Here is a 12322-nt window from a genome sequence, read left to right as displayed (position 1 = left end):
TCAGAGAGCGACGCGGCGGGAGGGGGCGGATCCTTAGCGTCGAAGACATGGAGATCACGACGACCGACCTGGGTCTTGCGGCCCGCGTTCAGCACCTCACCAAGACCTACGGATCCGGCGAGGGTGCGGTGCGCGCCCTCGACGACGTCAGCGTCGGCATCCGCCGCGGCCAGTTCACCGCGATCATGGGCGCCTCCGGCTCGGGCAAGTCCACGCTCATGCACATCATGGCCGGCCTGGACACTCCGACCCAGGGGCGGGCGTGGATCGGCGACACCGAGATCACCGGTCTCGGCGACCTCGACCTCACGATCCTCCGCCGTCGGCGCGTCGGCTTCATCTTCCAGGCGTTCAACCTGGTGCCGACGCTCGACGCGCTCGGCAACATCCTGCTCCCGTTCGAGCTCGACGGGCGGCGCCCGTCCGCGATCGAGCGAGCGCGCATCGACTCCCTCGTCGAGATCCTCGGCATCGGGCCGCGGCTGCGGCACCGCCCGCACCAGCTCTCCGGCGGTCAGCAGCAGCGCGTGGCGATCGCCCGCGCGCTCGCCACCGCGCCGGACCTCGTCTTCGCGGACGAGCCGACCGGCAACCTCGACTCCGCCTCCGGGCGCGAGGTGCTGCAGCTGCTCTCCACCGCGAGCCGCGAGCAGGGTCAGTCGATCGCGATGGTCACGCACGATGCGATCGCCGCGAGCTACGCCGACCGCGTGCTGCTCCTCGGCGACGGCCGCATCGTGGCCGACCACCCGCGCCGCACCGCGGACGAGATCGCCGCCCTCATGCTCTCCGGCAGCGCGCCCGCTCCGACCTCCGCGCCCGCGACGTCCGCCGCAACCGCAACCGCGACCGCCGTGCCCGCCGGGGCCTCTGCCCCCGCGCCCGCGGCCCAGCCGAGCGGGGCGCTCGCATGACCGCCCTCTCCCCGACCCTGCTCGAGACGCCGCTCACCCCCTCGCGCCTCGCGTTCCTGCGCGAGCGCGGCATGGGCTCGAGCGTGTTCGTCGCCGCGCTCACGGCCGCGTTCGGCGTGATCCTCGTCGACACCACGTTCTACCTGGGCGCGCTGCTGCAGAACGATCCCTTCCTCGGCGACAGCGAGACCCTCGCCTACGTGATGCGCATCCTCTCGGTGCTGCTCACCGCGGTCGCGATGTACGTCGCGGCGATCGTCACCGCCAACACCTTCGCGACCATCGTGGCCGGCCGCACCCGGCGCATCGCTCTGATGCGGCTGATCGGCGCCTCCGCCCGGTCTCAGCGGTCGGAGGTCGCGGGCCAGGGCCTCGCGGTCGGCGTGATCGGCGCCGTGCTGGGGCTGGTCGCGGGCGTCCTGCTGAGCTGGGGCGGCAGCGCGATCGGATCCCTCGCCTTCGCGCACCCGCCGCAGGGCTTCACGCCGCTGCAGCCGGGGGCGCTGATCCCCGCCGTGGGCGTGGCGCTGACCACGTGGCTCGCCGCCTGGGCCGGATCGCGGCGCGTGCTGACCGTCACCCCGCTGCAGGCGCTGGCGGGCTCCGCCGAGCGCACGGTCGCCGAGACCGGATCCGGCGGCACCAGGCATCTCGGCGCGATCACGATGTTCGTGCTTGGCGGCGTGCTGCTCGCCGGCGGTGTCGTGGTCGGGCTGTCCTCGCCGCTCGGCGTCGTGGTCGCGTTCTTCGGCGGGGTGTTCTCCTTCAGCGGGCTCGCGATCGGGTCGGTGCTCGTGATGCCGCCCGTGCTGCGCCTCGTGGGACGCCTCTTCGGACGCGGCGCGACCGCCCGGCTCGCCGCCGAGAACGCGCTGCGCCACCCCGAGCGGTCCAGCCGGATGGCCATCGGCGTCGTTATGGGGGTCACGCTCGTGACGATGTTCGCGGTCGCACTGGAATCGGCCAAGGCCCTCATGGTGCGCTCGAGCGCGGAGGAGCTGCCGCCGGGGTTCTTCGCCCCGTTCGATGCGTTCGGCACCGTGATGATGGTGCTGGTCGCGGTGTCGGCCGTGATCGCCGCGGTCGGGCTGGTCAATCTGCTCACGATCGGCGTCGTGCAGCGCCGGCGCGAACTGGGCCTGCTGCGCGCGATCGGGCTGAGCAGCCGGCAGGTGCGCCGCATGGTGCTGCTCGAGGCCGCGCACGTGACGATCGCCGCCACGGCGACCGGCCTCGTGCTGGGCGTCGCCTACGGCTGGATCGCCGCGCAGTCCCTGCTGGGCTCGGTGCCCTCGATGCCCGACTTCCAGCCGGCAGGGCTCATCCCGCCGGTCGTGCCGTGGGTGCCCGTGGTCGCGATCGTGGCCTGCACGGCCGTGCTCACGCTCGTGGCGTCCGCCGCCCCGACCCGGCTCGCGACCCGCGTCGCCCCGGTCGAGGCGCTCGCCGCGGACTGAGGGGTGCAGGGTCGCGGGGGACCTCCGCGGCCCTGTCCCAGGTGCGGGAGAGGCGGCGGATCCGCCATCCGCGCCACTGCCACGCCGCCCACAGCACGGGCAGCAGCAGGAGGGATCCCGGCCCGCCGAAGACGAGCCGGTCGCGCCAGAGCGACCGGCCGTCCGGCAGCGCGGAGACGGCCATGCGGTGGTCCCAGACGTCGAGCGAGGAGAGCGGTCCGGTGAGCGGGATGCCGCTGTCGCGCAGGATCCGCACGGTCTCGCCCTTGTGCTCGCGGACCTCGTCGTACGCCCCGATCAGCTGGGTGCCCACCGTGACCAGCCCGAACAGGCGCAGCCGCACCGCGCTGTGCAGGAGCGAGTCCTCCTCCTGGTGCGTGAGCGGCTCGACCACGAGCACCGGCGCGTAGAGCGCGGTGAGCACCGCGGGCGAATGCAGTGCGGCCCAGGCGGCGTCCGCGCTCGCGGGGATCCGGAACTTCAGCTGCACGTGCCGCAGCTTCAGGCTGCTCGTCGTCATCGCGGCATCACCGCCGCGCGGCGGTCGGCCGCGGTGATCTCACGGCGGGTCCAGACCAGGAGGAAGCGCTCGTCGTAGCGCCGCGAGCAGCGCGCGCACGAGGACGCGCGCGTGGGGCGCCGGTGCCGGTAGGTCACGTGGCCGGTCGGACAGCGGCCCACCCACGGGGCGAGCTCGGTCGCGGTCTCGCCGTGGTGCGTGGTCCCGCCCACGTAGCCGAGCGCGCGGGCGACCCGCTTCCAGGCGACGCCGTGCGCGGCGTCGTGGCCGGCGACCGCGTGCGCGACCTCGTGCAGGAGCACCTGGTGGATCTCGTCGTCGTCGAACCGGGCGGCGAGGTAGCGCGAGACGGTGATCCGCTTGTCGCGGTAGTTGCAGGCGCCCGCCCGGCGCTTGGCGTTGTCGAAACCGAACGACCAGGTCGGATCGAGATGCAGCCGGATGAGCGCTTCGCCCCAGATCCGGACTCGTTCCAACTCGGCCATGCATTCACGTTAGGGGACGCCGCCGACATTCCGGCGCGAACGCCCCGGGATCAGCCCCGCGTCAGCCGTTGACGGCGACCGGGTCGCGCCGGCGCTCGACCGTGTCGACGGCGAGCAGCGCCGCCTCCAGGGCGGCATCGTCGGCGCCGGCCTCGCGACGCAGGAACACCGTGCGCTTGAAGCTGTCGCGGGCCTGGTCGTAGTCGCCGGCCTCGAAGGCGTTGCGGCCGCGGTGCTGATGGGCGAAGGCGGCGATGGGGACCCAGCCCTGCCCCTCCGCCTCGGCCACGCAGGCGGCCAGCTCGTGATCGGCGGCGGCGTGCGCGCCGCGGTACTGCTGCACGGTCGCGCGCAGCACGCGCGCACGCAGCAGGTCCTTCCTGGTGCCGGCCATGCGCGCCTGGCGCACGGCCTCGTCCGCGAGGCGGAGGGCGTCGTCCAGACGGCCGAGCACCTTCAGCAGCCAGACCCGCTCGAGCATCGACGGCAGGCTGCGCAGGTCGGCGATCTCGTCCAGACGCGCCTCGCACTCGGCCGGATCCACCAGCTCGCGCAGAGAGTCCGGGTCGTATCCCTTGATGTAGCCCACGCGCCCGTCCTCCTGCACTGCTTCGCCGTGCTCTCCAGTCTGCCTCCCGATCCGGCGCATCCGCGAAGGCCCCAGGGCGTGCCGTGAGAAACCGGCGCAGGACGCCGGGTCAGGGGTGCTCCGTGCCGCAGCCCGCCGTCGCCGGGCGGTCAGCGCAGGAACGGCCCGCCGGGGCCGGAGGGCATCAGCGCAGGAACAGCCCCGCGTCTGGTCGGGGCGAGGCCACCGCGGTCGCGTCTGTGACGATCGCCGCGTCCTTCGCGAAGGCGATCACCTCGGCGCCGTGCGCGAGCTTGGCAGGGTGCGGACCCGCGGCGAGGATGCGCGGCAGCGCCTCGGCGGGGAGCGGGCCCCTCGACGCCGCGAGCACGAGGTTGCCGAAGCGGCGCCCCTTCAGGATCTGCGCGTCCGCGAGGATCGCGACCTCCGGGAGCACCGCGCGGATGGTCGCCACCTGCCGACGTGCGAACGCGAGGCCCGGGCCGTCGGCGACGTTCACGAGCAGGACGCCGGCCGGCCCGAGCAGCCGGGCGAGCTCGGTGTAGAACTCCACGCTGGTCAGGTGCGCGGGGGTCTGCGCCCCGGAGTACACGTCGGCGACCACGAGATCGACCGCCCCGCTGAGCGCCGGCGGCAGGCGGCGCACGCCCTCACGGGCGTCGCCGATGCGGATGCGGATCGCGGCGCCGCGGGGCAGCGGGAGATGCTCGCGCACGAGCTCGACGAGCGGCGCCTCCAGCTCGATCACCTGCTGGCGGGATCCTGGTCTGGTCGTGGCGATGTAGCGGGGGAGGGTCATCGCGCCGGCGCCCAGGTGCACGGCCGTGATCGGCGCGCCGGGAGAGGTGAGCTGATCGATCAGGGCGCCCATCCGCACGATGTACTCGAAGTGCAGATGGGTGGGATCCGCGAGGTCCACATGCGACTGCGGGGTGTCCTCGATGAGCAGCTCGTAGCCGCCGCCGAACTCCGCAGGGACGACGCGCGCGATCCCGCCCGAGGCGAGTCGCGCGGCCGGATGCTCGGTGTCCTTCGCACGCGCTCTGCCCATGACACGAGCCTAGGGCCGCGCGACGCGACAGGCCCGCGGGGACGGCTCGGAGGGATCGGGGAGCAGATCACGGGTGCATCACGAGCTTGGAAGAAACTTGCAGAGAGTTTGTTCAGCGTGGATACTTTTTCCTACCTGGCACGTTCGCCCAGCGATTTCAAAGAGGAGATTCACCCGATGCACAAGCGCATTCTGTCCGTCGCGGCACTCGGCGTCGTGGCGACGCTGGGCCTGGCGGCCTGCTCCGGCGGCAGCGCCCCCGCCGCCTCCAACGGCCCGGTCGACGGCAAGGGCAAGACCCTCAACGTCTGGATCATGAAGGGCACCAACCCCGACGCGACCGCCTTCTACGACAAGGTCGAGAAGGCGTTCACGAAGGAGACCGGCGCCACGGTCAAGATCGAAGAGGTGCAGTGGGCCGATGCCCACGACCGCTTCACGACGGCGATGGCCGGCGGCACCACGCCCGACGTGGCCGAGGTCGGCACCACCTGGACCCCGGAGTTCGCGGACGCCGGCGCGCTGCTGGAGCTGGACAAGTACATCGACGGCGAGAAGGGCCTGAAGGACGATCTCGTCGCGGGCCTCAAGACCGCGGGCACCTACGACGGACACCTCTACGGCATGCCGTGGTACGCCGGCGTGCGCTCGATCGTCTACCGCACCGACGTGTTCGACAAGCTCGGCCTCAAGGCGCCCACCTCGTGGGACGACATCGTCAAGGCCGGCGACGCCATCAAGGCCGCCGACCCGAACATGCTCGCGTTCCCCGTGCCCGGCGCCGCCGAGTTCCAGGTCTACCCCTGGGTCTGGGGCGCCGGTGGCGAGATCGCGACCGACAAGAAGGGCACCTGGACCAGCGGAATGGACAGCGCGAAGTCGCAGGAGGGGATCCAGTTCTACACGGACCTCGCCACGAAGCACGGCTTCTCCTCGGCGGGCGCGACCACCTGGAAGGAGACCGACCTCAAGGACGCGTTCTCCCAGGGCAACGTCGCGATGATGCTCTCCGGCTCCTGGACCCCGAACGCCCTGATCCAGGCCAACCCCGACCTCAAGGGCAAGATCGGTGCCGCGGTCATCCCGGGCAAGGACGGCGGCATCGCCCCGTCGGTGCTCGGCGGCTCGCACCTGTCGATCTTCAACACCACCAAGAACCCCGACCTCGCGTGGGCGTTCACCAAGATGATGACCACGGGCGACCTGGCCAAGGAGTGGGCGAGCCAGACCGGCTACTTCCCGGGCGTGCAGTCCGCGATGAAGGACGCGCTGTCCTCCACCGACCCGCTCGTCGCGCCGTTCGCGAAGCAGATGGTCGACGGCGGCGGATCCGTTCCGGTCAGCCCGAACTTCGGCGCCGTGCAGGCGAAGAAGACGACCAACTCGATGATGCAGTCGATCCTGAGCGGTCAGAAGGACGTCGCCACCGCGACGAAGGACGCCGCCAAGGAGATGACCGACCTTCTGAACCAGAAGAAGTAGGTCCGACCTCCATGTCGATGGTGCAGGCACCGCTGCCGGTCGTGGAGGGGGAGCGCGGCTCCTCCTCCGCGGCCGGCGGCCCGACCGGCAGACGCCGGTTCCGCTGGGCGACCGCCCGGCCCTGGCTGCTGCTGGCCCCCGCGCTCGTGATCCTCGCGACGCTCATGCTGTGGCCGCTCGTCCAGGTCGTGATCTTCTCGCTGCAGAACTACGGCCTCCGCGAGATCAACACCGGCCGGAGCAACTGGATCGGTCTGGGCAACTACGTCGAGGCGCTCAGCGATCCCACCCTGTGGACCGTCGTGCTGCCGAACACGGTCGGCCTCGCGGTCGTGTCCGTGTTCACCACGGTCGTGGTGGGCACTCTCGTCGCGCTGCTGCTGGCCCGCCTCGGGCCCGTGTGGCGCACGATCGTGGCCAGCTGCGTCATGATCGCGTGGGCCATGCCCGCGGTCACCGGCACCTACGTGTGGATCTGGATCTTCGACGCGGACCACGGCATCTTCAACAGCGTGCTGCAGGATCTGGGTCTCATCCACGGCCAGGTCAACTGGTTCACCAACCGGTGGGCGTTCTTCGCCATCGTGCTGCTGAACATCGTGCACCACGGCTTCCCCTTCGTCGCCGTGACGATCCTCGCCGGCCTGCTCGGCGTCAACAAGGAGATGCTCGAGGCGGCGGCCATCGACGGCGCCGGCGCGTGGCGCCGGTTCTGGAAGATCGTCTTCCCCACGCTCAAGCCGGTGTTCTCGGTCGTGATCATCCTGTCCACGATCTGGGACTTCAAGGTCTTCGCCCAGGTGTTCCTGATGCCGGGCGGCGACGGCAGCAACCGCAGTGTGCTGAACCTCGGCGTGTGGTCGTACGTCGAGTCCTTCGGGCAGAACCGGTTCGGATTCGGCTCCGCGCTCGCCGTGCTGCTCACCCTCGTGCTGCTGGGGATCACCGCGATCTACGTGCGCGCGCTCATGAAGGAGGACGAGCTGTGAAATCGCGTCACCCCGTGCTCGGCAGGATCGGGCTCACCGTCGCAGTGGCCGTGGTCCTCGTGTTCACGCTCTTCCCCGTCTACTGGATGGTCTCCAGCGCCTTCGACAAGCGCGCCTCCGGGGGCGGCCAGTCGCTGCTGCCCAAGGAGTTCACCTGGGACAACTTCGCCTTCGTGCTGACCGACGGCGGGTTCCTCCTGTTCCTGCGCAACTCGATGCTCGTCGCGCTCGTGACGGTGCTCGTCTCCGGCTTCGTCTGCCTGCTCGCGGCCGTGGCGGTCGCGCGGTTCCGGTTCAAGTTCCGCACCTCGGTGCTGCTGATGATCCTGGTCGTGCAGATGGTGCCGCTCGAGGCGCTGGTGATCCCGCTCTTCCTGCAGGTCAAGACCCTCGGGCTGCTGAACAACATTCTCGGCCTCATGGTCGTCTACACCGCCCTCTCGCTCGCCTTCGGCATCTGGATGCTGCGGGGCTTCGTGCAGGCCGTGCCGATCGAGCTCGAGGAGGCCGCCTACATCGACGGCGCGAGCTGGTGGCGGATGTTCCGCTCGATCCTGCTCCCGCTGGTGATGCCGGGCCTCGTCGCGACGAGCGTGTTCAGCTTCATCACCGCCTGGAACGAGTTCATCTTCGCCATGACGATGCTCGGCGGGGCCAAGGATCAGTACACTGTCTCGATCGGTCTGAAGTCGTTCTTCGGCGAGCACTCCAACGACTGGGGCAGCATCATGGCGGCGTCGACGATCATCACGATCCCGGTCATGATCTTCTTCGTCCTGGTACAGCGCCGGCTCTCGGCCGGACTCGTCGCAGGAGCGGTGAAGGGATGAGCGTGGCAGAGGCGAACGACGCCGGATCAGCGGGCGGTGCCGAGACGGCGGAGCTCGAGCGTCTCGCGAATGCGGTGCTGTGGCCGGGCTTCTACGGCCGCACCGTGCCGGCGTGGCTCGATGAGGCGCTGCAGCACGGGCTCGCCGGCGTGGTCTACTTCGCGCAGAACATCGGCCCCGACCTCGCCGCCCTGAGCGCCGGGATCCGCGCCGCCAACCCGCAGGCGCTCATCGGCGTCGACGAGGAGGGCGGCAGCGTCACCCGGCTCGAGGCGGCGACAGGATCCACCCTCCCCGGCGCCGCCCAGCTCGGCGCGCTCGACGACGTGGCAGCGACCGCGGCGACCGGCGCGGAGCTCGCGCGCCGCGTGCGCGCCGTGGGCGCGGACGTCGTGCTGGGACCCGTGGCCGATGTGAACACGGATCCGCGCAACCCGGTGATCGGCGTGCGCGCGTTCGGCGCCGACGCCGACCTGGTCTCGCGGCACGTGGTCGCCGCCGTCGAGGGCATCCAGGCGGGTGGCGTGGCCGCCTGCGTCAAGCACTTCCCCGGACACGGCGACACGCACGTCGACTCCCACCACGACCTTCCGCGCATCGCCGTGGATCCGGCCGAGATCGAGCGCGTGCACCTCGCGCCGTTCCGCGCCGCGGTCGCCGCGGGCGTGGACGCGGTGATGACCGCGCACATCGTCGTCCCGGCGTGGGGCGAGGAGCCGGCCACGCTCAACCCGCGCGTGCTCGGCATGCTGCGGGAGGCCGGATTCGACGGCGTCATCATCACCGACGCCCTGGACATGGCCGCGATCCGCGAGTCCGTCGGCATCGGCGGGGGAGGGGTCCTGGCGCTCGCCGCCGGGGCCGACCTGCTCTGCATCGGCAATCCGACGAATCCCGGTGCGGCCGCGCTGCCGGATCAGGACGAGCACGACTACCGCACGGCGCGGGACGCGATCGTCGCCGCACTGCGGGACGGAACCCTGCCCCGGGAGCGCGTGGTCGAGGCCGGAGCCAGGGTGGCGCGGCTCGCGGCGAAGCTCGCGGAGACGTCCTCTGCGGCCGCCGCGGACGCCGCCTTCGACGGCCCAGGCATCGTGCGCCGCGCGCTGCGCGTACGAGGAGAGCTGACGGCCGAGGGCGCCCCGTTCGTGGTCGACGCCCGCCGCAGCTCGACGCTCGCGGTGGACAGCGCGGCCGGCTACGTGTCCGAGGCGCTCGCCGCAGGAGCCGCGACGGTGCGCCTGGACTCCGCGCGCCTGGACGAGGATCAGCGCGGTGCGGCCGTCGACGCGGCGGTCGCGCAGGCCGGCGGGCGGCGGATCGCGCTGCTCGTGGACCGGATCGACACGGACCAGGGGCAGCGCGCGCTGGTCGGCGAATTCGCCGCGCGCGCGGCCGAGGTCGTGGCGGTCAACGTCGGCCTGCCCGCGGAGGGCGTGGGCGTGTCGGTGATCGAGGTGGGTTCCGCGAGTAGGATCGGCGCCGAGCTCGCCCGGGAGAGGCTCGTCGGCGCCGTGCGATGATCCGCTCCCTTCGGGAGCGATGATCCGCTCCCTTCGGGAGGCAGAGGGGGTGTGATGGACGCAGACGTCTTCGCCGTGGTGCGCGGGGCCCTGCCGCGGCTGAGCGCCGCGGAGGCGAGGGTCGCCGAGCGCGTGCTCGCCGACCCGACCCTCGTCGTGGATCTCGCCATCACGGACCTCGCGCAGCTCTGCCACACCTCGCTGTCGACCGTCGCGCGTTTCGCGCAGACCCTGGGCTTCAGCGGCTACCGCGAGCTGCGCGTGGCCTTCGCGGGCGCCGTGGCGCGTGCGCAGGCCGAGCAGGAGCGCTTCGGCTTCGACGACGCCGTCATCGACCCCGGCGACCCGGTGGAGGCGGTCGCGGCCAAGCTGGCGGCGAGCGAGATCGGCGCGATCGAGCACACCGTCGCCGGCCTCGACTTCGCCGCGCTGAACCGCGTGGCCGCCGCGATCGCGGGCGCCAGGCAGGTGCACCTGTTCGGGCAGGGGGCGTCGTCCCTCACCGCGCAGGACATGCAGCTGAAGCTCGCCAGGATCGGATGCGTCGCCGTGCACTCGCCGGATCCGCACATCGCGATCACCGGCGCGTCGCTGCTCGGGGCGGAGGACGTCGCCGTGGCGGTGTCGCACGACGGCGTGACGGCGGAGACCGTGCGGGCCGCAGAGGTGGCGCGCGCGACAGGGGCCTTCACGGTCGCGCTGACGAACGCCCCCGGATCGCCGATCACCGGCGTGGCCGAGGTGGTGCTCCGCACGCGCGCCAAGGAATCGCCGCTGCGGATGGCCGCGATGTCGAGCAGGATCGCGCAGCTCGCGGTGCTCGACCTGCTGTTCGTGCGGGTCGTGCAGCACCGCGGGGAGACGGTGACGGAACCGCTGCGCGCGACCCGTCGTGCGGTCCGCGGCGCCTGAGGCGGCCTTGGCGGCCTTGCCCGGGGCGAAGCGGGTCCTGCTCAGTCCACGTGGTCGCGGGTGCTGCCCAGCGCGCGGGTCGCGATGCGGTTGGCCCTCGCCACGCAGCCGCTCAGCGACAGCCCGCTGAGCACTCCCGCGAGGAAGCCCGCCGCGAAGGCGTCGCCGGCGCCGATCGTCTCGACCACGTTCGAGGGCACGGCGGGGGCGTCGGCGCGCTCGGCGCCGTCGAACGCGGTGGCGCCGTCGTCGCGCGTCACGACGAGGTACCTCGGACCGGGGAACAGCGCGCGCAGACGGCCCGGATCCCCGGTGCCGAAGACGGCCTCGGCGTCGTGCGCGCTGCACTGCGCCACATCGGCCGCGGCGAGATATCCGCCGAGCAGCTCGCGGGCCTCGTCCTCGCGGCCCTGCCAGAGCGCGGGACGCCAGTTCACGTCGAAGCCGATCAGCCGGTCGCCGCGGTCGGCGAACAGCTCGTCCTGCGCGGCGCGGGCGCCCTCGGACAGTGCGGGGGTGATCCCGGTCGTGTGCACGAGCGCCGCCTCGGCGAGCACGCGCTCCGCGGCCGGCGTGTGCAGGGTCGCGGGGGAGATCCGGCTGCCCGCGGACCCGGCCCGGTAGTAGTGCATGGCGCTCTGCACGGGCCCCTCGCCCTCGGCGGAGAGCTCCTTGACGTACAGCCCCGTGGGGGCGGCCGGGTCGATCTCGACCGCGGAGGCGTCGACGCCGTGCTGCGCGAGCTCGGCGAGCAGGAAGCGGCCGAAGCCGTCATCGCCCACCCGCGAGACCACGGCGGCGCGGGAGCCCGCCGAGGCGACGGCGAGCGCGACGTTCCACTCCGCGCCCGCCAGGGAGCGCTGGAACGTCCGGTTGCTCTCCAGTGGACCGGCCGTGGTGGGCACGAGCGCCACGAGGCCCTCGCCGAAGCAGGCGATCAACGGTGTTTCGGGCACGCTCGCGACGATACCGGATCCCGCCGACATGCACGCGTCCGGGCGCCGCGCGCTCGTGGTTATACCCCCCTCGGGGCAGAAGGTCAAGAATCGCGCTGGACATGTCGCGATTTCGGGCCTATAGTTGATATTTGCGCCTCGCTCCTCCCTGCCCTCATATGGTGGTCGGCAGACTCCGTACGTCCTCGCTCCTCGACAGAGCGCCTTCGGCGTGCGGCCGTGTGACGCGGCGCACTCACCTGACGACGAGGAATCGAGACGCCCTTCGGGGCTCACGGAGGTTATTCCCTTGGCTGCTGCTCGCAACGCATCCACCCCCACCACCATCAAGAACGGACGCGGATACTCCCGCCTCTCGTTCGCCAAGATCTCCGACACGCTGACGGTCCCCGACCTGCTCGCCCTGCAGACCGAGTCCTTCGACTGGCTCGTAGGCAACGAGGCCTGGAAGCAGCGCGTCGCCGAGGCCAAGAAGGCCGGACGCAAGGACCTCGCGCAGGCCAGCGGCCTGGAGGAGATCTTCGAGGAGATCTCCCCGATCGAGGACCTGAGCGAGACCATGCAGCTCTCGTTCACGAACCCGTACCTCGAGCCCGAGAAGTACTCCATCGAGG

At 71.8% G+C, this 12322-nt stretch carries 13 protein-coding genes; 8 read left to right on the top strand and 5 right to left on the bottom strand.

The window, feature by feature from the left end:
- Positions 1 to 47 precede the first annotated feature (47 nt).
- Positions 48 to 914: an ABC transporter ATP-binding protein gene (locus B7X32_RS12550; protein WP_292720010.1), complete on the top strand. Its 867-nt coding sequence runs from the start codon at positions 48 to 50 to the stop codon at positions 912 to 914.
- Positions 911 to 2371 carry an ABC transporter permease gene (locus tag B7X32_RS12545; RefSeq protein WP_292720008.1) on the top strand — a complete coding sequence of 487 codons (1461 nt, stop codon included), beginning with the start codon at positions 911 to 913 and terminating at the stop codon, positions 2369 to 2371. Before B7X32_RS12550 ends, B7X32_RS12545 begins: the two co-directional genes overlap by 4 nt.
- Here B7X32_RS12545 and B7X32_RS12540 read toward each other — a convergent pair.
- The 4 genes from B7X32_RS12540 to B7X32_RS12525 form a co-directional block, all read right to left on the bottom strand.
- A complete protein-coding gene (locus B7X32_RS12540; RefSeq protein ID WP_292720006.1) occupies positions 2295 to 2891 on the bottom strand; it encodes a hypothetical protein in 597 nt (198 codons plus the stop codon). The genes B7X32_RS12545 and B7X32_RS12540 overlap by 77 nt on opposite strands.
- A complete protein-coding gene (locus B7X32_RS12535) occupies positions 2888 to 3376 on the bottom strand; it encodes a SprT-like domain-containing protein (RefSeq protein WP_292720004.1) in 489 nt (162 codons plus the stop codon). Before B7X32_RS12535 ends, B7X32_RS12540 begins: the two co-directional genes overlap by 4 nt.
- A gap of 61 nt (positions 3377 to 3437) precedes the next feature.
- Positions 3438 to 3965 carry a hypothetical protein gene (locus B7X32_RS12530; RefSeq protein ID WP_292720002.1) on the bottom strand — a complete coding sequence of 176 codons (528 nt, stop codon included), beginning with the start codon at positions 3963 to 3965 and terminating at the stop codon, positions 3438 to 3440.
- Positions 3966 to 4149: 184 nt separating this feature from the next.
- Positions 4150 to 5016 carry a fused MFS/spermidine synthase gene (locus B7X32_RS12525; protein WP_292720000.1) on the bottom strand — a complete coding sequence of 289 codons (867 nt, stop codon included), beginning with the start codon at positions 5014 to 5016 and terminating at the stop codon, positions 4150 to 4152.
- Positions 5017 to 5193: 177 nt separating this feature from the next.
- Here B7X32_RS12525 and B7X32_RS12520 point away from each other — a divergent pair, with 177 nt between their 5' ends.
- The 5 genes from B7X32_RS12520 to B7X32_RS12500 are packed head-to-tail and all read left to right on the top strand — an operon-like array spanning position 5194 to position 10752.
- Entirely contained in the window at positions 5194 to 6498 is a 1305-nt protein-coding gene (locus B7X32_RS12520; RefSeq protein WP_292719999.1) for a sugar ABC transporter substrate-binding protein, read from the top strand.
- An 11-nt stretch (positions 6499 to 6509) separates the two neighbouring features.
- Positions 6510 to 7487 carry a sugar ABC transporter permease gene (locus tag B7X32_RS12515; protein WP_292719998.1) on the top strand — a complete coding sequence of 326 codons (978 nt, stop codon included), beginning with the start codon at positions 6510 to 6512 and terminating at the stop codon, positions 7485 to 7487.
- Entirely contained in the window at positions 7484 to 8317 is an 834-nt protein-coding gene (locus tag B7X32_RS12510; RefSeq protein WP_292719997.1) for a carbohydrate ABC transporter permease, read from the top strand. Before B7X32_RS12515 ends, B7X32_RS12510 begins: the two co-directional genes overlap by 4 nt.
- Complete coding sequence (locus tag B7X32_RS12505; RefSeq protein WP_292719994.1) at positions 8314 to 9840, top strand: glycoside hydrolase family 3 N-terminal domain-containing protein; 1527 nt, start codon at positions 8314 to 8316, stop codon at positions 9838 to 9840. The genes B7X32_RS12510 and B7X32_RS12505 overlap by 4 nt, the downstream gene beginning before the upstream one ends.
- A gap of 54 nt (positions 9841 to 9894) precedes the next feature.
- Positions 9895 to 10752, top strand: a complete 858-nt coding sequence (locus B7X32_RS12500) for a MurR/RpiR family transcriptional regulator (protein WP_292719992.1) — start codon at positions 9895 to 9897, stop codon at positions 10750 to 10752.
- 41 nt (positions 10753 to 10793) lie between these two features.
- On the opposite strand, the gene B7X32_RS12495 is transcribed toward B7X32_RS12500, so the two are convergent.
- Entirely contained in the window at positions 10794 to 11708 is a 915-nt protein-coding gene (locus B7X32_RS12495; protein ID WP_292719990.1) for a sugar kinase, read from the bottom strand.
- A gap of 289 nt (positions 11709 to 11997) precedes the next feature.
- Here B7X32_RS12495 and B7X32_RS12490 point away from each other — a divergent pair.
- On the top strand, positions 11998 to 12322 hold a 325-nt coding region (locus B7X32_RS12490), incomplete at its 3' end, for a hypothetical protein (protein WP_292719988.1).

The sequence above is a fragment of the Microbacterium sp. 13-71-7 genome, assembly GCF_002257455.1.
GTDB lineage: Bacteria > Actinomycetota > Actinomycetes > Actinomycetales > Microbacteriaceae > Microbacterium.
Note: the sequence above shows the minus strand (reverse complement) of the source record. Positions and strands in the feature narration are given on the sequence as shown.

Coding starts and splice junctions, on each gene's coding strand:
- B7X32_RS12550 (WP_292720010.1), top strand. CDS start 48: ATGGAGATCACGACGACCGACCTGGGTCTTGCGGCCCGCGTTCAGCAC.
- B7X32_RS12545 (WP_292720008.1), top strand. CDS start 911: ATGACCGCCCTCTCCCCGACCCTGCTCGAGACGCCGCTCACCCCCTCG.
- B7X32_RS12540 (WP_292720006.1), bottom strand. CDS start 2,891: ATGACGACGAGCAGCCTGAAGCTGCGGCACGTGCAGCTGAAGTTCCGG.
- B7X32_RS12535 (WP_292720004.1), bottom strand. CDS start 3,376: ATGGCCGAGTTGGAACGAGTCCGGATCTGGGGCGAAGCGCTCATCCGG.
- B7X32_RS12525 (WP_292720000.1), bottom strand. CDS start 5,016: ATGGGCAGAGCGCGTGCGAAGGACACCGAGCATCCGGCCGCGCGACTC.
- B7X32_RS12520 (WP_292719999.1), top strand. CDS start 5,194: ATGCACAAGCGCATTCTGTCCGTCGCGGCACTCGGCGTCGTGGCGACG.
- B7X32_RS12515 (WP_292719998.1), top strand. CDS start 6,510: ATGTCGATGGTGCAGGCACCGCTGCCGGTCGTGGAGGGGGAGCGCGGC.
- B7X32_RS12505 (WP_292719994.1), top strand. CDS start 8,314: ATGAGCGTGGCAGAGGCGAACGACGCCGGATCAGCGGGCGGTGCCGAG.
- B7X32_RS12500 (WP_292719992.1), top strand. CDS start 9,895: ATGGACGCAGACGTCTTCGCCGTGGTGCGCGGGGCCCTGCCGCGGCTG.